This window comes from Microbispora siamensis, from assembly GCF_016863095.1.
Taxonomy (GTDB): domain Bacteria; phylum Actinomycetota; class Actinomycetes; order Streptosporangiales; family Streptosporangiaceae; genus Microbispora; species Microbispora siamensis.
Genome location: NZ_BOOF01000043.1, coordinates 1 through 19,123, shown reverse-complemented (window position 1 = coordinate 19,123; position 19,123 = coordinate 1). Strand labels below are relative to the sequence as shown.

The window sequence follows — 19,123 nt, the reverse complement described above, 5'->3', positions numbered from 1 at the left end:
TTACGCCCTGTCGATGCGGGGGGACGTGGTCTTCTGGTCGCTGACGAAGAAGTCCTCGTCTTCGAGCAGCCAGGTGGTGCGCTCACGCTCCTGGCGCTCGCCGTCCCCGCCCGTGCCGTGCGGCGCCACCGGGACCATGCCGTTGCCCGCGCCGGTGCGCAGGGCCGCCGCGTTCGCGCTCGCGCCGCCGGTCCCGATGCCGCCGGTCCCGATGCCGGAGCCCGCGCCCGAACCGCCGCCCGCGCCGTATCCGCCGCCGTACCCGGTGCCGGAGCCAGTGCCGGAGCCAGTGCCGGAGGCGCCGGTCGGGCCGCCGAAATCGGCCGGCTGCGGCGTGTGGGCGGAGAGGCTGGTGCCGTGGCCGGTCCCGTCGAGTCCGGCGCCGTTCAGCCGCGTGCCGTTCGCGCCGGTGCCTGCGGAGCCGCCGGCGCCCGCGCCGCCGAGGCCGCCGTTCAGGTCGCCGCCCGGCCCGTTGCCGTCCAGTCCTCCGCCGTTGCCGTCGAGTCCGCCGTCGCCGATCCCGGCTCCGGGGACGCCCGTGCCGCCCGGTCCGTACGGATCGCCGGAGCCGTTCCAGCCGGGGAAGCCGCCGTCGCCCAGGCCGTTCAGGCCGTCCGGGCCGGAGCCCGTGCCGAGGTCGCCGAGCGAGGCGGGGTTCTGCCATCCTCGCACGTCCGTGGGGAGCGTCCCGTTCGGGAGGGTTCCCCCTGGACCGGTCACCGGCGTGTACGCCGGGGGCGTCGTGTCGAACTTCGGCACGTCGGTGTCGAGCGACGCGGGGAAGAGCGCGTTGGCGGTCTGCGTCGCCTGCGTGAGCTTCTTGAGATGCTCCTCGGCCGCCTTCATGTCCTTCTCCTCCTTCGACTCTCCGAAGAGATTGAAGAAGGGGCCGTCGCCGAAGACCGAGCCGATGGCGCCGCCGATGCCGCCCACGATGAACCCGCCGACGCCGCCGATGACGGCTCCGGGGATGGCCCCGACGCCCGCGAAGGGGGAGCCCGCGATCGCGCCGCCCGCGGCGCCCACCGCCCCCGCCTCCATGGCCGCGTCGTACCAGTCGACGTCGCTCTTCGTGGGCTTGGGGACGTTCTCGCCCCTGAACTGGTTGAGGGAGCTGGCGTACACGTCCAGCGCGGGCACCACGCCACGTGGCGAGGGCGGTCCCGTCTGTCCCGCCGGAAGGGAGTTGTCCACGATCGCGGTCATCACCGCGGCCGTGGAGGCCCTGAGCCGGCGCAGCTGCTCCTTCACCTGCTTGGCGTCCTCACCGCTCGTCCAGTGTTTGTCGAGCGCGTCCAGGTGCCTGTCGAGCGTCTCGACCACCGTCTTGAGCTTGTCGTGGACGCTCTTGAACTCGCCCGAGGCCGACCTGATCAGCTCGGGATCGGTCTTCTCGAGCGCGGTGCGCAACGCGTCCAGCGTGACGACGCCCGGTTCCGACGCGTCGATCGACGCCCTGATCGGCATCTTCCTCTCGGCCACGACGCCTCCTCAACCGCTCTCGTCCGACTAGACGTCCGCCACGCCGACGTGCCGCGCGCCCGCCTGCTCCCCGGCGTCGAGGTTCCTGATCGCCAGTTCCAGGCGCTCGGCGGCGATGCCGAGGGTCGAGGCGATCTCCGCGTAGACGGCGGTGACCGCGCCCTCGGCGCCGGTCAGGCTCATGTGGAAACCCATCGCGGCCTCCCAGAAGCCGCCGACGGCCTCACGCCGCGCGAGCAGGCGCTTCACCGCGCCGCCCTCGGGGAAGGCGACCGGAGTCACCTCGCGTTTGGACGCCCCGGGCGCCAGCAGCTCCAGCGCCTCCTCGAAGTCCTTGCGCGCGTTCCTGAGGGCCGTGCGGCTGACCTCCACGCCACCGTCGCGAGCCATGCGTCACACTCCCGTCAACGCCGTGACGGGCACCGGCCGAGGAGCGCCGGTGCCGCCGGCCGTACTGTCGGACGTCCGCTCACTTCCCGTCGAACATGGCGGCGTTGATCCGCTCCACGTCCTGCATGTTCATGTTGGTGATGTTGATGTTCTTGGCCAGCAGGGACACGATGTCCGCCAGGCCCTTGGCCTCCTGCTGCCAGATCCGCCTGGTCTGGTCGTAGGCGTCCTTGGCGCTGCCCTGCCAGATCGCGGTCTTGGTGTTGAGCTTGTTCTCCAGGTTCTCCAGCTCCGTGACCAGCCTGTTAAAGGCGTTCTGGAACTCGGTCTCGCCCGTGTCGAGACCGCTGAAGTTGACCTTTGTGATGTCGAAGTCCACCGTCGCGCTCTCCGTCCGTTCCTGGTGGTCGTCTCGGGCTCAGCGGCTGTACGAGGCGGGCGGGGCCTGGTTGATGAGCGCCTCGATCTTGTTGATCTCGGCGGTCGCGTGGGCGTTGAACTCGGCGTAGTTCTTGTTGTTCGCCCTGATGCTCTCCGCGAGGGTCTGCAGGCTGCCCAGGATGACGTCCATGCGCTCGTGCCACAGCAGGTGCACCTTGTCGAACGCGTGGTGCGACTCGCCCTGCCAGTGGACCTTGAGGTTCTCGCCGGCGCTGTCCAGGTAACGCTGGATGCCGCGGATGTTCTCGGCCGCGTCGCCGATCCAGGTGATCGCCTCGTCCAGGTCGTGCCGGCTCACTTGGGCCTGGCTTGCGCCAGAGTGCGACATGGTCACCTCCACTGATCCTGTCGAATTCCCCCGACCAGGAGGGTCGGGTGATGACCCAAAAGTCACAGTAATGGATCAGTGTGGGGCTTGCCGGGGCTGTCCGAGATTAAGATTTTGTCACGTCTCTTGCGGTTTTGTCAGACGGCCGGTTAGGAGATTTGTACGTTTTACGAGCTTTGTGGCGACTCGGCCGTAAGTAGTTGAAAACGCAATCTGCCGGGAATCGGCTGGAGGATGCTGTGACCGATACGAGCGGGGGCGCGACGAATCCTTTCGCCGGCCTCGCGGCCTCCATGGGAGCGAACGGCGGCGCGGTGGATCCCCGCCTGTCCGACCCCGAGTTCTTCATGCGCTACTCCGAAGTCGGGAAGTTCGCCAACCAGGTGGCGAGTCACGGGCAGGCCCTGTCCGACACGAGTGCGGCGATCAAGAACATCCACCTGCCCATGGGGACATTCGGCGTCATCGGCGGCGGCCTGAACGGCGTCCACAGCAAGCTGCGGGACCAGGCGGCCGACGCCATGGCGAAGGGCAAGGGCGTCCTCGACTCCTGGAAGCTCGCGCTCGACAAGGCGGTCGAGAACGCCAAGGAGGGGGAGAAGGAGAGCTCGGGCAAGACCGGGAAGGGCGGCCTGAACGGGCTGGGCGGCGGCACGAAGGGCGCCGGGATCGACCCCAAGAAACTGGGGCTCGGCGGCGGTGGGCTGCCGAAGACCGGCCCCTCCGGGCTCGGGAACGACTGGAAGCTGCCGAAGGACAAACTGGGCACCGACCTCGACGACAGCCTGAAGCACCCCGACCTGCCCGACCCGAGCACGCTGCCCGGCCCCGGCGGGAAGGGCGGTGACCTGCCCAGCCCCGGTGACCTGCCCAGCCCCGGAGGCCCGAACGGCACCGGCCTCGGCGGCAGCGGGCTCGACCCGAACGGACTGAACGGGAACGGGATCGGCCGCACCGGCCTCGACGGGCTCGACCGGAACGCGCCGAACCCCCAGGCGCCGACCGTCCCCGGCGACACCGCTCTCTCGGCGCACACCCCGGCCCCGCCCACGGTGCCGACGCTCCCCGACCTCGGCACGAGCGGCTACGGGCCGACCGACTACTCCACGGGAACCCGGACAGGCACCGGCGGCTCCGGCTCGGGTGGGTACGGCACGAGTGGCTACGGCTCGGGTGGCTACGGCTCGGGCGCGTCGACCGGCTATGAAGGCGCCGGCCGCGGCGGCATCGGAGCCGGCGGGGTGCCCGGGGTGCCGTACGCCCCCATGGCGGGCGCGGGAAACAACGGGGAGGACAAGGACCGCCACCGGGGGCCCGCGGTGCCGGAGGACGAGAGCACCTGGTTCGGCGAAGAAGACGTGGCGCCCGCCGTCCTCGGCATGCAGGAGGAGGACTAGGAGATGGCAGACCTGGCGACGGGCAGGTTCATCACGGGCGCCGGCATGGCCGCCGCGGCGGCGCGCATCGAAGGGACGGGATGGCCGCTGGCGGGGCTGCTGACGACGATGATCTCAGACCCGGAGGCGATGCGGCAGGGAGCGCGCCAGTGGCGCGAGGAGCCCACGGCCGACGGGAAGCAGGCCGGCATCGCCGCGCTGCGCACGGACCTGGACCGGCAGTTCACCGCGCTCGAGTCCGACGGGCATCTGAAGGGGAAGATGCTCGCCACACTCAAGGAGAAGCACGCCGAGCTGAACACGCAGCTCGACAACTTCGAGAGGTGCAGGGAGTGCGTGAGCGGCAGCCTCGACTCGGGCGCCGACCTCTACGACGCGGCGAGCTGGGTGTCCCTGTCGCTCGGCGGCTCGGCCATGGCGGTCGCCGTGTTCAGCCAGGCGTGCAAGGGCCAGGTGCTGACCTTCGCCGCCACCCGGCCCATGGTGGCGCGGGCGATGGTCGGCCTGGGCCAGGTGGCGCAGAAGGTGGTCGGCACGATGATGAAGACGAGCTGGAAGGTCGCCGGCATCCTCACCGTGTCCGGCTATCTCTACAGTGCGGCCAGCGCGAAGTTCCCCGGCATGACGGCGATCGCCGCCGACGTGCCCGACCTCACCAGGGCCAAGGTGGCCTTCGACCCGGCCACCGGTGGTCTCACCGAGCCCCAGCCCGACCTCGGCGACCTCGGCGGGACGAAGGCGCCGTCCTTCCTGCCGCCGTTCAGCCTGTGACCGACCGGCGGCCGGTGACGGACTGGGCCGCGAGCGCGTTCGAACGGCGGCTCGGGGCGGCGTACGAGGCGGGGGACATCGCGCTCTGCCTGAGCATGCTCAGGGACACCGAGCTGGCGCTGCCCGTGCCGCCGGACGGTGACGCCGCCTGGCCGACGATCACCGCGCCCGACCGGGTGTGGCTGCCCGCCTACACGTCGGTCGAGGCGATGCGGGCGGCCACGGGACTGTCGCGGGTCAGGATCACCTCGCTGGTCGAGCTGGCCGCCGGCTGGCCCGATCCCCGGTGGGGCCTCGCCGTCAACCCCGGCCTGCCGGTGCGCTTCCTGCTCGAACCGGGGACCGTCGCCAGGCTCGCGGTCCCCACCCTCGCGCAGGACCGCAGGGCGGAGCCCGAGCCCGCGCTGCCGGTCGTGCAGAAGCCGCTGACGCCGCACGACCTGCGGGCCTACCTCGGAGAGGGGGAGTCGCGGGTCTCCGGCTACTGCCACCACGCGCTCGACGTCGCGCACGTGGCGACGCCGGCCGTGCTCGCCGACGCCCTCGGCCGGGGCGCCGACGACGGCCTGCTCAGCGGCGAGGGCTCGCTGTTCCTGCTGCGGTGGCGCACGGTGGGGCTCAACCTCTACCGCACGCCGTACGGCGGGACCCACGAGGCGGGCATGGCGGCGGTGGCGGGCTGGGTCATCGAGGAGCCGCCGTTCGCCGGCATGGGCCTCGCGCCGAACGTGGACTCCTTGGTCCGTGAGTACAAGGTGGACGCCGTACGGCTGCCGCACGGCTCGGAGATCGTCGAGCTGACCGCGGCCGGGACCGAGACCGTACGCGCGGTCTACGACGGCGACCTCGGCCGCTGGATGCCCGGCGAGCACCCGGCGCAGGCTCCGGCGCAGGCCACGGCGAGCTGCTACCGGGCGCGCTGGCGGGGAGCCGGCTTTCCGGCCAATCCCGACCCGGGACACGACGGGCTGCTGATCCGGCTGCTCGGCGACGGGCCGGCCGACGGGTTCGAGGAGCGGGCCCCGGGCCGCTTCGTGCGGTCGGTGCCCGCCGAGGAGTGCGAGGCCGTCTTCCACGTCACGCGGGTGTGCGCGTGGCGTGGCGCCCCCTGCCTCGTACGGGACGAGCGCGCAGGCGAGCTGCTGCTCGAATACACCGGCGGGCGGCTGCCGGTGGCGCGGGCGCTCGGCATGGAGCGGATCGAGCGGGGCGTCCACCGGCGCTGGGTGGCCCGCGCCGAGGTGAGCGAGGTACGCGAGCATGCCGAGCCCCTCGACCTGGGGCTCGGCGCATTAACCTGATTGCGGGACGACTCGGATCGGAGGCCGGACGCAGATGAGCGAGACCGATCCGCACATCCACGTCGAGCGACAGGTGATGCAGGCCGGTGCCGCCTACCGCAATCTGATCGCGTCGTCGTTGGGGCGCGCGCCCGACGCGCCGGATGTCGTCACCACCGGGTGCGGACTCCGCGTGCCCTATGCGATGACCTCGGTCCGTCCGGAAAGCGTCACCTGCCTCGCCTGCCGGGAACACGCTCACCGGGAGCACCTGCGCTACGCCGAGCAGGTGGAGCGCCTGAGCCGGATGCCCGGCGCGCCCGTCACCGGCGACCAGGCGGCCAAGGCCGCGCAATGGGCCCGGGACCTCGCGAAGAGGTTCTCCGGCGCGTGATCCGCCGCCCTCACGACATCTCCGAGGAGCACACCGTGGAGATTCCGCGCCACGCCGTTGTCCGGCCGGTCCATGCCCAGCTCGGCACGCCCTCGCGGGGTGATGAGGGGGCTCTCGCTACCCGAGCTGCTCGAGGGGTTCGGCGGCCTTGGTCATCGGACCTTCGGTGTCACCGGTGTTGAGCGTCCCGATCGGCTCCACCAGCATGATGGCCGTCTCCTCCTCGGCCACGGGGCAGTGCTCGACACCACGCGGCACCACGTAGAGTTCGCCGGGTCCGAGGACGACGTCCCCTTCCCGGAGCTGGATGGTGAGCCGGCCGCTGATCACCACGAACAGCTCGTCGGTCTCCGGATGGGTGTGCCAGACGAACTCCCCCTTCAGCTTGGCGAGCTTGACTTCGTAGTCGTTGAGCTCGGCGATCTTCTTCTGCGTCCACAACTCGTCGAATTGGGAGAGCTTGCGGGCGATGTTGACGGGATCGAGGGAAACGGACACCCTGTGGCACCTTTCGGGACATGCACCGCCTGGGTAGGGCGATGGCGGATGTGATGAGCGTGGCCCGCTCCACCGCCGCCCGTCTTGTACGTTCCTAGCGTGATCGCTCACCGCCCGCCGACGATCAGGGCCTGGCGGCCGCCGGTGCCGGGCATCGCCGAGGTCTTCCACGCGCACTTCACCGATCACGCCTATCCGGCTCACACCCACGACACGTGGGACCTGATGATCCTCGATGACGGCGCGGTCGACTTCGGACTGGACCGTCGCCGGCACGCGGCAGCCGACCTTTCCGCCGTTCTGCTCCTGCCGCCCGGCGTCCGGCATGACGGCAGGACCGTCACCGCCGCCGGTTTCCGCAAGCGCGTGCTCTATCTGGACACCACGGTGCTGCCGGAGCGCCTCACCGGTAGGGCGGTGGACGCTCCGATCCTCGCCGACCCACTACTGCGTCACCGAATCCACCAACTGCATCACGCTGTCGGTCATCCGGGAGAGGCGCTCGAGGCCGAATCGCGCCTTCTTCTCGTCGCGGAGAGACTGCGCTTCCATCTCGACGCGTTCCGGCATCGCACACCCGGCCGTGAGGCGCACCGGTTGGCCGTGGAGCTGCGCGAACTGCTGGACGCCCGGGTCCGGGCGGGTCTGTCGATACGGGAGGCCGCCGACGTCCTCCACTCCCACCCGACACACCTGATCCGCTGCTTCACGCGGACGTACGGCCTGCCGCCACACGCCTATCTCACGGGCAAGCGCATCGAACTGGCGCGCAGGCTCCTGCTGAGCGGTCAACGGCCCGCCGACGTGGCGACGAGCGTGGGATTCCACGACCAGGCGCACCTGAACCGGCACTTCACCCGGCACGTCGGCACCACACCCGCGCGGTACGCCAGAGGCGTCACTAGCCGGATGTCAAACGAAGGTGTGATAATCCCGGATATTGGACATAGATCATCATTGGGGTGAACGCGGTCGATCGGGGTGATGAACACGACCGGGGGACAGACGCCGGACGCCGCCGGAATGCGGGCGTACGCCGAGGAACTGCGGGCCACGTTCATGCGCCTGCAGGAGGAGGCGCCCGCGCTGCACGAGAAGGCGCGTGCCGTGCAGGTGACGGAGAAGTCGCGTGACGGGCTCGTGGCGGCCACCGTCGGCGCGAACGGCGACCTGATCAGGCTCGACCTCGACCCGCGCATCTACCGGCGGCAGGACGCGCGCGGTCTGGCCGACGCCATCACGCAGACCATCCACGCCGCCGTGGCCAAGGCCCAGGACCGGGTCGTCGAGATCTTCGCGCCGCTCATCCCCGCCGAGCAGATGAGGGCGCACATCGACGGTGACCTCGACGCCGTGCTCGAGCAGATGTCGATGCAGATGCCGAAGCGGATGACGGAGAGCCCATGAGCGAGCGGAGCGAGCGAATCGATAAGCACAGTGCGATTCGCTCATGCGACCCCGAGCCGCCAGGCGAGGGGGTGGCATGAGCGAGCTGTTCGAGGTGAATTACGTCGACATCCGCCCGCAGCAGCTCGCGAAGGGCCTGTCGCAGTGGCACGCCGCGTCGTCCGAGGCGGAGAGCGGCTACGCCGCCAGCCTGCGGGAGATCCGCCGGCTCAACGCCGCCGAGCCGTGGGGGCACGACACGGCCGGCGCCGCCTTCCGCTCCGCCTACATGCAGGGCGATGGTCCGGACACGCTGATGAAGCAGGGTGAGGAACTCGCCGCGAAGGTGGTCGAGCTCGGCCCGACCGTACGGCGCAGCGCCGAGAACGCCCGCGGAATGGACGCCGAAAGGGCCAGAGAGGTGCGCGAGATCCTGAAGCGGGTCTGACGATGACGCACTCCTCCACGACGGTTACGGGCTCCGGCGCCAAGCCGGCCACGACGAACGGCGACGTCACCTCGACCGGCGACGGGCTGCCCGAGTTCGCCGACGGCGGCGGCACGGTCGTCGACGTGACCCCCGCCTGGGGCGAGTCGCTGCCCGCCTGGGCCGACGACCTCGTCGCCCTGCTCACGGCGGGCCAGACATGGCCCGAGGCGAGCGAGAGCCTGCTGTGGCAGCTCGCCCGGGCGCACCGGTCCGCGACCGTGAGCGTCGTACAGTCCATCGATCCGGTGGGAACCGCCGCCGTCGCCGTGCTCAGCGGAATGCAGGGCCCGTCGATGCAGGCGTTCCTGACCCGGCTCGGCGAGCACTACTCGGAGAAGTCCGGCCTGCTCGGGGTCGCGAACAACCACTTCGCCTACGCCGCGCAGGCCGACAACTATGCCCGCTCGACCCAGTATTCGAAGTTGTCCAACAACGTGGTGTTCTGGATCGCGCTGATCGCCACGTTCATCGCGCTCGTCGCGGCCTTCTACTCCGCCGGGACCTCCACACGGTTCATCGGGCCGATCGCCGCCCGCGCCCGCGCCGAGATGGAGAAGATCCTCGAACAGCTCGCCCTCGCCGCGGGCCGTCCCGCCGCGGCCCAGGCGCTCGCCAGAGGGACCGTGCTGGCCTCGGTCCGGGCCGGCCTGCTCGGCCGCATCCTCGCCAACCCCCTGGGGAGGGAGCTGTTCGAGGAGATCGGTGAGGAGATCGCCGGCGACGCCCTCGCCCAGTCCGAACAGCGGAAGAGGGGCACCCGCGACGGATGGGACTGGAAGATGACGAGCGCCGCCGCCCTGGGCGCGGCGGGCGGCGCGGCCGTCGGCATGCGGGCCGCGCACCCGATCAGCAACCTGGTCAACAGGATGCCTCTGATCAGGAGGCTGAACACCGACGCCCCCGGTTTCGGCAACGCGTTCAAGCGCTTCCCCGGCCGGGCGCTGACGACCGGCCTGACCAACGTGATCGCGTCCCCGGCCGGGAGCGTCCTCGCCAACGGGCTCGTGTACGGCCAGTGGGAGCTGCCCGACGGGGAGTCGCTGCTCGGGGCCGCCTTGTCGGGTGCGGGCCGTACGAACACGATCAGCCCGTTCAACCCGGACGTGATCGAGGCGGTCGTCAGCCCGCGTACGGCCCTGGCCTCGGCGTACGACACCAGCCTGCGTACGGACCTGACCCGCGCCCTTGCCGGCACGTCTCCGGATCCCACCGCCGGGCAGCCCTCCGGAGGCGCGCACACGGGCGGGGCCGGCGGTCCGGCCGCCACGTCCGGCGGTGCCGGGCACCCCGCGCCCACGACACCGGGCGCATCCGCCCAGACAGCGAGCGCGGCGCCCAGCGCTTCCGGCCAGCCGGTCGCCACCGGGCCATCCCCCGCACAATCCGCCGCGAGCACGACGAACCCCGGCACAGCCGGTCCCGCCAACGCGGGCGGTGCCAACCCCGGTTCGGCCGGCTCCGGCAGCACGACGAACGCGGGCACCGCGAACGCGGCGGGTGCGGGCACCGTGAATCCGGGTCAGGCGCCGACGGCAGCGCAGAGCGCGTCCGGCCAGCCGGCCACCGCCAATCCCGCCCCGGCGTCGGGTGCGAGCGCCCCCAACCCCGCTTCGGCCGGCTCAAGCAACCCGGCCGCCGCGTCCACACCTGCCGCCCCCACCGCGACGCCCACGCCGGCCGTTTCAACAGGGACGCCGTCGTCCGTTTCTTCCTCTGGTGGCACCACGTCCGCCGCCGCGGCGTCACCGGCCGCCTCGGCACCGGCGACGTCTCCGGGGACGACCGGCGGCAGCACTTCCGGAAGCACCGCCGCGGCGCACGCTTCGGCTCGTACGGCGGTCTCCGATGTGCTGTTCACGATCGCGCCCGATGTGCTCTTCCTGCGCGACGGACGGGGCGCCAGGCTGACGGGTCCTGACGGAAGGCCGATCCAGTTGTCGGGCGAGGACATGAAGGTCCTCGCGGATCGGCTCACGGCCCGTGCCTCCGAGGGCGTGGACACGCCGCGGCTCCGCGCGGAGGCGGCCGCCCTGCTGGGGGCGAGGATCGCCGAGGAGAGCCTGGGTCTCCCGGTCGAAGGGGCCCTCGACGCGCTCGCCCGGTTGGCCGATGCGACGCCGGACAGCCGCACCGCCGCGGTTGAGGTGGCGGGTGAGGTGCTGGAGGACAACCCACGCGGCTGGCGGCCCGACCGGCTGAGCGACGCGGGGGCCGGACTCGTGGAGGAAGCGCTGGCGGTTCCGCCGCGCGGACCCGACCACGCCCTTCGCGTCGGCCGCTCCTCCGACACCGCCGCGGACATCGTCCGCCGCGCCGAAACCCTCGCCGGGATCCCGTCCGCCAACGGCACGAATGGGACGGCCAACCCGGCGAGCGGAGGCCAGGCCACCGCGGCTTCCACAGGGGTGCCCTCCTCGAACACCGGGACCGCCCCGGCGACGAACTCCGGCCAGACGGCCAACCCGCCGGGGCCGTCGGCGGCGCCGTCCGGCACGCGGCCGGGACCGCGTACGACCCGGGGGCGTGGCCGGGTGACCGCCCGGCCGATCGCGCGGAGCCTGTTCGTCGCCGACGGCAGGCCGCCGCACCTGGCCGACGTGTCGCCGCAGGAGGTGGAGCAGGGCTTCCTGTCGCTCCACGCGTCCGACGTGGCTCCGGACGTGACAGGGCTGAGCACGGCCGGCGAGCAGACGGTCGTCGTGGACTCGGGCCGGCGCGGCGCGCAGCACTTCCGGTATGAGATCGGCCGGGTGCCCGACGGCCGCCTCGCCAGGACCAGGGTCCGGTCGGGCACGGCCGACGACCCCCATGTCGTACGGCTGTCGCCGCGCCTGGCGAACGACATCCTGCCCCGGGTGTGGCTGCACGAGATCAGCGACGTCTTCCAGCGGATGTCCGGCCCGCGGCAGGGCGTGATCCGCTCCTTCCTGAGCAGTACGGCCGAGCCGGACGCCACGGCCTGCGTGACGGCCCGCTATCGCGAGCACGCGCTCCTGGACCGGCAGTGGCGGGCGGCCCCGGCGCAGGAACGCCCCGCGATCGCGCACGAGATCGAGCAGCTCGGGCGTGAGATCGAAAGGCTCGGGCACCTCGCCCCGGCACCTCCCTGGTCGGCGCCTCGGCCGCCGTCCGCCGCATCCCCGACGACGTCGTCCGGTCCCGCACCGCAGACCTCCACCGCACAGAATCCGACCGCGTCGGATCCGGTGGCGGACCTGCTCGGGCTGGCCCGCACCCAGCGGGAGACGATGGCGAACGCCGCCGACGAGCTGCTCAAGGCGGTCAAGGAGAAGATCGGCAGCACCAGGGCGGCCAGGGCCGACGCGAACAAGGCCGAGGAGGCCGCCGCGAAGGCGTCGCGGGAGGAGGACCGCGGCGCCGAGGAACGCCGCCGCAAGGCGCTGGCGGACCGCGACGTCCACCGGGCGAGCGCCGAGCGTGCCCGCCGGAGCAAGGAGGCGTACGCGCGGGCGATGCGGCGGGCGGTGGAGGCGCGCACCGCGTACGAGACGCTGGAGAACGCCCTGAACGCCCTTCCCGCGGGCCGTACAAGCACGCTGCCCGCGGAGATCGCCCGGCTGGCCCGGGAGGCGGAGGCCGCCCACACCGCGTACAAGGAGGCGGTGGCGGACGCCCTGCCGTCGCCGGAGGCCATGACGGAGGGGACCCCGGCGGGCCGGCTGCCCCACCTCGAACGGCTCACCCAGGTCGTCAACGAGATGCTCGAACGCGCCGGGATCGACCATCGCTACGCGCCCGATGAGCTGTCGCAGGTGTTGCGGTCGAACTTCAGATGGCTGGTGTCGCAGGACGGCGTGGTGCTGCGAGTGGGCCGCGGCACGCGGGCCGAGCTGCGGTTGCGGCTGAAGGTCACGGACCTGGTCGAGGTCTTCGGCCATCCGGTGCGGCACTCCCAGTCGATGCTCGGCCAGTTGCCGCAGGGCGGCCGCTCGGCCTCCGCCACCGCCAACCGTGCGGTGCGCCTGGCGCCGAATCTCGACGTGAACGCCCTGACCAAGCCGTGGCAGGACGTTCACTGGCTCGGGATGCTGATGAAGTTCGGCGTGTTCAAGGCCGGCGCCACCTTCGGCAGGAGCGAGTCGTTCAGCGGCAACGCGTCGGATTTCGCGCTGGCCGGTGCCGTGCAGGACAACGCGGGTGAGGCGCTGGTGCTCGACGGGCTCGCCTCGGCGGAAGTGGAGCTGCGCACCGCGACCGGCACCGAGACGGCGCGCGTGGACAGCGGCACGGCCGACGACGCCCAGAGCCTGCGGGTGTATCTGCCGCACACGCACGCGCAGCGGGGACCGGCCGAGGTCACCCGGCTCTCGCGAAAGGAGTGGCAGCGCACGCCGTTCCCCGAGCACGCGGTGACCGGGCTGACCGGGCTGCAGGACCTCGCCGAGCGCACCGCGGAGCGGACCGGCCACTCCGAGATCGGCGGCATGACCCGCGACCAGATCCTCACGATCATGACGAAGGAGCTGCCGGCCCGGCTCGGCGAGGCGATCAACGATCCCGAGGGGCTGCGCCGCCCGATCACCGTCAACGGGCGGGTGGTCGGCCATGTGCGGATCAAGACCCGGGTCGTGATGGACACGGCGCGGCCGGTCGGCACGCCGAGCAGCAAGCACCGGCTGGAGCGGCTTCGCGTGGGGTTCTCGGGCGCGTCGGGCTCACGGTCCGCCGGCCGGTCCTTCGAAGTCAAGGGCACCGCGGGAGTCCAGCTTCCCGTCGGCGATCAGCACATGCTCCACGCCGCCGGTCTCGGCGGTTACAAGACCGCCACACCGCGCCTCACGGGCGGGCTCGGCCGCTCCTGGTCGCGGTCGCGGTCGATGAGCGCGGGCGGCACCGCCATCCGGCCGAGCGTGCAGCGCTGGGCGGGCCACACCCAGGCGTACGCGCTGGAGCTCGAGCACACGGTGACCGTCCAGCTGAACACCGACGACGCCCCGCGTGCCCCCCTCAGCGGCCGGAGCACGGGCCTGTTCCGCATGCCGGAGCCGCAGGCGTACCGCTACGGCCTTCCCGTCGACCGGTCGGCCCTGCTGAAGGACGGCAGGCTAAGAGACGACCCGAAGCCCGGCGTGCCGAAGGGCCGCCTGCCCAGGCTGCCCGGCTGGGCGCGCGGCGCAGCGGGCGGCATCACGGGGGCCGGGCCCGCGCTCGTCCAGGCCAGCGAGCGGCCGGAGAGCGTCAGGAACTTCGACGAAGCGCGCGCCAACGTCGTGACGCAACTGCGTGCGCTCGGCCTGCTGCCGGACGAGAACGGCCGTCTGTCCCGCGATCCGCTGACCCGGGCGAGCCAGATCGCCAACATGATCGAGGTGGCCGAGCAGTTCTCCCCGGCCCGCTTGCAGACCGGCTACGACCAGGCCTTGCAGGACGGCATCCTCCTCGACCTGGTCAGCCAGGGCATCGGCCGGGCCAGCCGGCACTTCACGGTGCGAATCCGGTTCACGCAGTCAGGCCAGGAGGAGTTCCTGGGCACCAGCGCCGCCGACGTCCCGGCCGACCTCGACATCTCGTCCGAGACCTCCGGCCGCACGGTCAGCCGGTCGCGCGGCGGGGCCCGGGACATCGGCCCCGCACTCGGCCTGGAGACGAAGCCGGGCGAGGCCGGCTCGACCGGCGGCGACGGGGGCTTCCACTGGAACAAGGGGCGCACGACCGGCACGACACTCAACGACACGGGCAACCAGGTCACGCTGATGGAGGGCACCTCTCCGGCGGCCGTCTTCGAGGTGCCGCACCGGCTCGTCGTGGACGTGATCGAAAACGGGAAGGTCACGCCGCTGGCCCAGAGCGACGACGTGTGGATGCGGGTGCTGCTGCCCTCCGACCTGCTGCCCGAGGACCGGACCGAGCCCTCGCCCAGCCACCCGACGTCCTCGGAGGCGCTGAGCCTGGCCACCCTGCTGCACGTCGACGGGACCGGCGTGCTCGACGCCCTCCAGTCGGTGCTGCCGAAGGCGATGCGGCCGGGCTCGGTGTCGTTCCACCACCTCGCCGAGGCGTTCAACATGCGCAACCTCGTCTCCCACCCGGAGTGGCTGCTCGCCGCCCCCGACAGACCCGCCACGACGTACAGCACCGCCCTGGCCGTTCGCCCGCGCGGCCTGCGTACGCACCGGGCGTCGGCGTGGATCACGGCCCGGCCGGGCGAGTCGACGTTCGTGACCGCGGCCGACATGGTGATCGGCGACATCAACTTCACGATGGGCGCGCACACCACGCGGACGGAGACGCGCGGCGGACGATCGGTGGACGCCTCGACGGGCGCGAACGAGGCCCTGCCCGGCCCGTTGGGCGGCAAGGAGGGGGTCGGCGGATCCGCGGCGGGGAGCAGGTCCTCCTCGATCTCCGACACGGCGATCTGGGGCAGGGAACGGCTGGCCATCGACACCGGCAAGCACTACGTGTTCGCGATGAAGGCGGACATCACGGTTTCCGGGGACGAGACGGGCAACCGGCGGGCCGACGCCGAGCCGCTGCGGGACAGGACCGTCGTCTACTCCCTCCCCGAGCGCGACGCGCTCGACCTGTACGGCAGGGGCAAGCTCAAGCTGCCCCTCGACCAGGTGGCCGACGCGGTGACGCGGCTGCTCGACGGCAACCTCCGGCTCGACCCGCGTACGGCGGTGCCGCTGGTCCGCAGATACCTGGCCGACCGGGCGCGGACGCGCAAGGACGGCCGTCCACGGCCCGACCTGGAGCAGAAGCACCCCCGCGACATGCTCGCCGAACGGCTCGCCAAGGACTTTCCGATGAGCGTGGCCGCCGAGGGGAACCGGCTCAAGCACATGCACGAGCGACTGCCGGACCTCGCCACCCGCGTGGACGTCCCCGACCTCTATCGGGACTCCCTCGGCGAGAGCACCGTGAAGACGGTCGACCTCAAAGCCCCGGACGGCAAGGAGACCCGCCTGATCGACCAGGTGCTCGACCAGATCGGCAAGGTGGCGCCCGGCGCGCTGAAGCGCGACCCGGTCCTGCTGCGCAGCCTGTTCGGCGACTTCGCCGGCAAACGCTGGTGGGGCAAGATCGACGACATGAGCGGGCCGGAGGGCTTCGTCAAGACGTACTCCCTCAAGATCGGCCCGCACCTCACCGAGGACGTCACGGTCAGGATCAGCGCGGTGCTCCACGGCGACCAGGCGACGTACGGCGGAAACGTCCACAACTTCGGCCAGATCCTCCAGGACTACACGTACACGCAGGAGGACCGCGCCGAGTCGTCGGGCAAGACGTTCGGCGGCAACGCGAACGCCGGCGCGGCACAGGACACCGGCAGCGGCGGCCGCGCGGCCGCCACCGACCGCTCGCACACCGGCACGGCATCCACCGGCACTCAGCGGACCCGCATCCAGCGTGCGGCGGCGTTCCGCGGGGGGCAGCTCGTCAAGCATCCGGTGACCATCACGATCGAGGTCGAACGCACGTCGAGCCGCCTGCGCGGCGGCGTCGCCAAGATCACCGGCGTGCCCCCGACCAGCACGACCACGCTGGACGGCACGATGGCCCGGGTGCTGCCGGACGGCATGGTGGCGAAGGAGGGCACGGTCGCCGCGCGGCCGCCCGCCCGGCCCGACGTGCGGCGGGTCGTGCCGCCGGAGGTCTTCGTGACCGAGCGGCTCAGGGCCGACGACCTGCTGCGCGCCGTGTTCGACCGGCTCTCCCGGACGGACCTGCTCGGCGGGGCGACCGCCATGGAGCACTACGCCGAGCTGGCCAAGGCGCTCACCGGGAACGGGCTCACGACCCGGCTGGAGCGGATGACCGGCCCCGACGGGCACCGCCTCATCCGGCTGCCCATGCCGGGCAGACCCGGCCAGGTGGTGGACGTGCGGATACACGCCGACCTCTCCGAGCCCGACCCGGTGGCCCTCGGCCTGAACGACACCGAACTGGGGCAGGTCGACCGCGAGCAGAACACCGCCGGCACGGCCACCGACCGGGGGCAGATGCTGCCGCTCGGCCGCACGTACAGCGGGGGGCACGCCGCGGGCGCCGGCGCCGACCTCGGCGCCGGCGACCAGACCGCGCAGTCGAGCTCCGGCAGCGGCGGCAACCGCGACGAGACCAGCGTCTTCGAGAAGGGCACCGGGGCCAAGGTGCGGTTCCGGGTCGACTTCGACCTCCGGTTCGAGGTGCGCCAGGTGGCGCGCGACGGCGCGGAGACGGTGCTGCGGACCGTGGACATCCCGCACGGCACGACCGGCACGGCCCACCTGATCATGTTCCAGCACGCGCTTGAGGAGATGCTGGCACGTCGCGACGCAGGCGTGACCCGGCCGCGGTGGGACTTCCACCGGCAGCGGGCGGCCGCCCCCGGCGTCTTCTTCTCCCACGACACCGTGCGCACGCTGGCCGCGAGGCAGCCGTCGTACGACCCGGCGGCGCCCAGCAGAGCGATGGCCGAGGTGCTGAGAGGACGGACGGGGACGCAGCCGGTGGGCATCATCGCCGAAATCGGCCAAGCGAACGCGACGGCGCCGGGGCCGATGGCGCTCGTGGAGGAGGCGAGGCTGGTCGCCCGCGACCTCGGCGCCGACGTCCACCTCCATCTCACGCGGCCCGACGGCACCGTCGAGCGCTACCGTGCCACGCCCGCGGGCGAACTGTCCGGCGAGTCCTTCGCCGAGGCGCTCGGCTCGGTGCCGCCCGACCTGGTGGCGCTGGCCGAGCGGCACGGCCTCGACCTGCGCGACCTGTACGGCGGGCGGTCCGACGGGTTCGCCGACCGGATCGGTGAACGGCTCGACGCCCTCGGCGTCGCCCGGCCCGCACCGGCCGACCCGGGCTGGCCGGTGCCCGAGACGGCCGCGGACGGCACCTGGGGCGGCAACCCCCTCGTCACCGCCCCGCTCGCCGGCAACGTGACGGCCGAGCCCATCCCCAGGACCGCGTTCGTGGCCGACGGCCGGGCCCCGCACCTGCCCGACCTGTCGAACGCCGAGATCCCGGCGGCCGTCGCCGACCTGCGCCCGGCCGACTTCGGCCGGGGCGTCCACGCCGTGACCGCGACGCCGGATGGCACGGTCGTCACCGTCGAGACCGCCAGGTTCGGCACGGAACGCTTCGTCGTGCTGCCCGAGGACCCCGGCGGCGGACGCCCGGGCCGTACGGAGGTCAGCGCGGGCACCGGACCGCACGTGATCCGGCTGGCGCCGAGACTGGCCCCCGACGTGGTGGCCCGGGTGCTGCTGCACGAGATCAGCGACACCCTGCAGAAGCGGGCGGCGGCGGAGCAGGGGACGATGCGCCGCTTCCTGAACGCCCTCGATCCCGGCTACGACGCCTGTGCCTCCGCCCGTTACAACGAGCACGCCTACCTGTCGCGCAGGTGGAGGGCGACGACCTCGGACGAGGAGCGGGCGCGGCTGCGGCACGAGATCGAGGCGGTCGCCCGCGACCTCGCCGCGCGGGGCCAGGCGGCGCCCCCGCCGCCGTGGATCACCGTGCCGCCCCAGGCGCCGGTCCTCGACGTGTGGGAGCGGATGCGCAGGCTCAGCAACCCCTCCGGGTGGGAGCCGCCCGACGACGAGGACGAGACCGTCCCCGCACCGAAGGACCCGGCACAGCGACAGATGAGGAACGTGTGATGCCGTACTCGATCGCCAGGAGCAGGGACGAGGCGCACCTCTATCTCGACCTGAACCCCTGCGCCTGCGGCTCGGCGGACACCGACTGGGACAGCGGCCTGGCGAGCGTCGAGGGGGAGCTGGTCACGTGTTACGAGGGGCGGTGCGCGGCGTGCGGCGCCGAGCGGGAGCACCTGTTCGGACTCCCGGAGCGGGAGGTGACGCCCACGGGCTTCCCGACGTTCGGCGGCGCGGAGCCGTCCGAGCTGCTGGACCCCGGCGAGTGGCTGTGGGTGGCCGACCTGACGGCGGGCAACGTCCCTGAGGGTGGGGAGCGGCAGGCGCTGTCGATCGCGCGGGCCGCGGTCGAGGAAGTGATCAAATTCGTCCCGCCCGGGCAGGACGAGGTGCCCGAGGACGCGTTCTGGTCGGAGCGGGGACGGGCCGTGCGCGCCGCCGAGCCGGGGCGGTTCCGCCTCGACCGGCTGCTCGTCGTACGCGACACCTACCGGGAGCTGGCCGGAGCCTAGAGTGAGGGGAGTGACTCCTCCGCTCCCTGAAGGGAGCGGCTTCTCGCTAGGCCGCTTCCGCAGCGTCGCGAAGGGCAAGCCCTGCCCTGAGAATGTTGGTGGCCGCGTTCACGTCGGCGTGTGCCTTGTGGCCGCACGCCTGGCATCGG

The 19,123-nt window shown here is 72.3% G+C and carries 14 protein-coding genes; 9 read left to right on the top strand and 5 right to left on the bottom strand.

Translation table 11 applies throughout. From position 1 onward, the window contains the following. The 4 genes from Msi02_RS32170 to Msi02_RS32155 all read right to left on the bottom strand — a co-directional run bounded on the left by Msi02_RS32170 (position 1) and on the right by Msi02_RS32155 (position 2,641). Positions 1–1,482 carry a WXG100 family type VII secretion target gene (locus Msi02_RS32170; protein ID WP_204051661.1) on the bottom strand — a complete coding sequence of 494 codons (1,482 nt, stop codon included), beginning with the start codon at positions 1,480–1,482 and terminating at the stop codon, positions 1–3. Positions 1,483–1,509: 27 nt separating this feature from the next. After that, positions 1,510–1,872, bottom strand: a complete 363-nt coding sequence (locus Msi02_RS32165; RefSeq protein WP_204051660.1) for a hypothetical protein — start codon at positions 1,870–1,872, stop codon at positions 1,510–1,512. Positions 1,873–1,951: 79 nt separating this feature from the next. Continuing rightward, a complete protein-coding gene (locus tag Msi02_RS32160) occupies positions 1,952–2,251 on the bottom strand; it encodes a WXG100 family type VII secretion target (RefSeq protein ID WP_079320191.1) in 300 nt (99 codons plus the stop codon). 39 nt (positions 2,252–2,290) lie between these two features. After that, positions 2,291–2,641 carry a WXG100 family type VII secretion target gene (locus tag Msi02_RS32155; protein ID WP_143737861.1) on the bottom strand — a complete coding sequence of 117 codons (351 nt, stop codon included), beginning with the start codon at positions 2,639–2,641 and terminating at the stop codon, positions 2,291–2,293. Positions 2,642–2,880: 239 nt separating this feature from the next. Here Msi02_RS32155 and Msi02_RS32150 point away from each other — a divergent pair, with 239 nt between their 5' ends. The 4 genes from Msi02_RS32150 to Msi02_RS32130 are packed head-to-tail and all read left to right on the top strand — an operon-like array spanning position 2,881 to position 6,483. Then, positions 2,881–4,038, top strand: a complete 1,158-nt coding sequence (locus tag Msi02_RS32150; protein ID WP_204051659.1) for a hypothetical protein — start codon at positions 2,881–2,883, stop codon at positions 4,036–4,038. A gap of 3 nt (positions 4,039–4,041) precedes the next feature. Further along, positions 4,042–4,809, top strand: a complete 768-nt coding sequence (locus tag Msi02_RS32145; protein ID WP_204051658.1) for a hypothetical protein — start codon at positions 4,042–4,044, stop codon at positions 4,807–4,809. Further along, entirely contained in the window at positions 4,806–6,110 is a 1,305-nt protein-coding gene (locus tag Msi02_RS43565; protein ID WP_239108910.1) for a UCP033725 family protein, read from the top strand. Before Msi02_RS32145 ends, Msi02_RS43565 begins: the two co-directional genes overlap by 4 nt. A gap of 34 nt (positions 6,111–6,144) precedes the next feature. Continuing rightward, the gene (locus Msi02_RS32130) at positions 6,145–6,483 is read left to right on the top strand and encodes a hypothetical protein (RefSeq protein WP_204051657.1); all 339 of its coding nucleotides are present in this window, start codon (positions 6,145–6,147) and stop codon (positions 6,481–6,483) included. A 117-nt stretch (positions 6,484–6,600) separates the two neighbouring features. Here Msi02_RS32130 and Msi02_RS32125 read toward each other — a convergent pair whose 3' ends face one another. Next, complete coding sequence (locus Msi02_RS32125) at positions 6,601–6,981, bottom strand: cupin domain-containing protein (RefSeq protein WP_079320186.1); 381 nt, start codon at positions 6,979–6,981, stop codon at positions 6,601–6,603. A gap of 99 nt (positions 6,982–7,080) precedes the next feature. Here Msi02_RS32125 and Msi02_RS32120 point away from each other — a divergent pair, with 99 nt between their 5' ends. The 5 genes from Msi02_RS32120 to Msi02_RS32100 all read left to right on the top strand — a co-directional run bounded on the left by Msi02_RS32120 (position 7,081) and on the right by Msi02_RS32100 (position 18,974). Continuing rightward, positions 7,081–7,947: a helix-turn-helix transcriptional regulator gene (locus tag Msi02_RS32120; protein WP_239108909.1), complete on the top strand. Its 867-nt coding sequence runs from the start codon at positions 7,081–7,083 to the stop codon at positions 7,945–7,947. An 18-nt stretch (positions 7,948–7,965) separates the two neighbouring features. Further along, entirely contained in the window at positions 7,966–8,388 is a 423-nt protein-coding gene (locus tag Msi02_RS32115; RefSeq protein WP_204051656.1) for a YbaB/EbfC family nucleoid-associated protein, read from the top strand. A 76-nt stretch (positions 8,389–8,464) separates the two neighbouring features. After that, positions 8,465–8,815 (top strand): hypothetical protein, encoded by a 351-nt coding sequence (locus Msi02_RS32110; RefSeq protein WP_079320184.1) that lies wholly within the window; start codon positions 8,465–8,467, stop codon positions 8,813–8,815. Between the two features lie 2 nt (positions 8,816–8,817). Beyond that, entirely contained in the window at positions 8,818–18,465 is a 9,648-nt protein-coding gene (locus Msi02_RS32105) for a WXG100-like domain-containing protein (protein WP_204051655.1), read from the top strand. Then, positions 18,465–18,974 (top strand): hypothetical protein, encoded by a 510-nt coding sequence (locus Msi02_RS32100; protein ID WP_079320180.1) that lies wholly within the window; start codon positions 18,465–18,467, stop codon positions 18,972–18,974. Before Msi02_RS32105 ends, Msi02_RS32100 begins: the two co-directional genes overlap by 1 nt. Positions 18,975–19,123 lie beyond the last annotated feature (149 nt).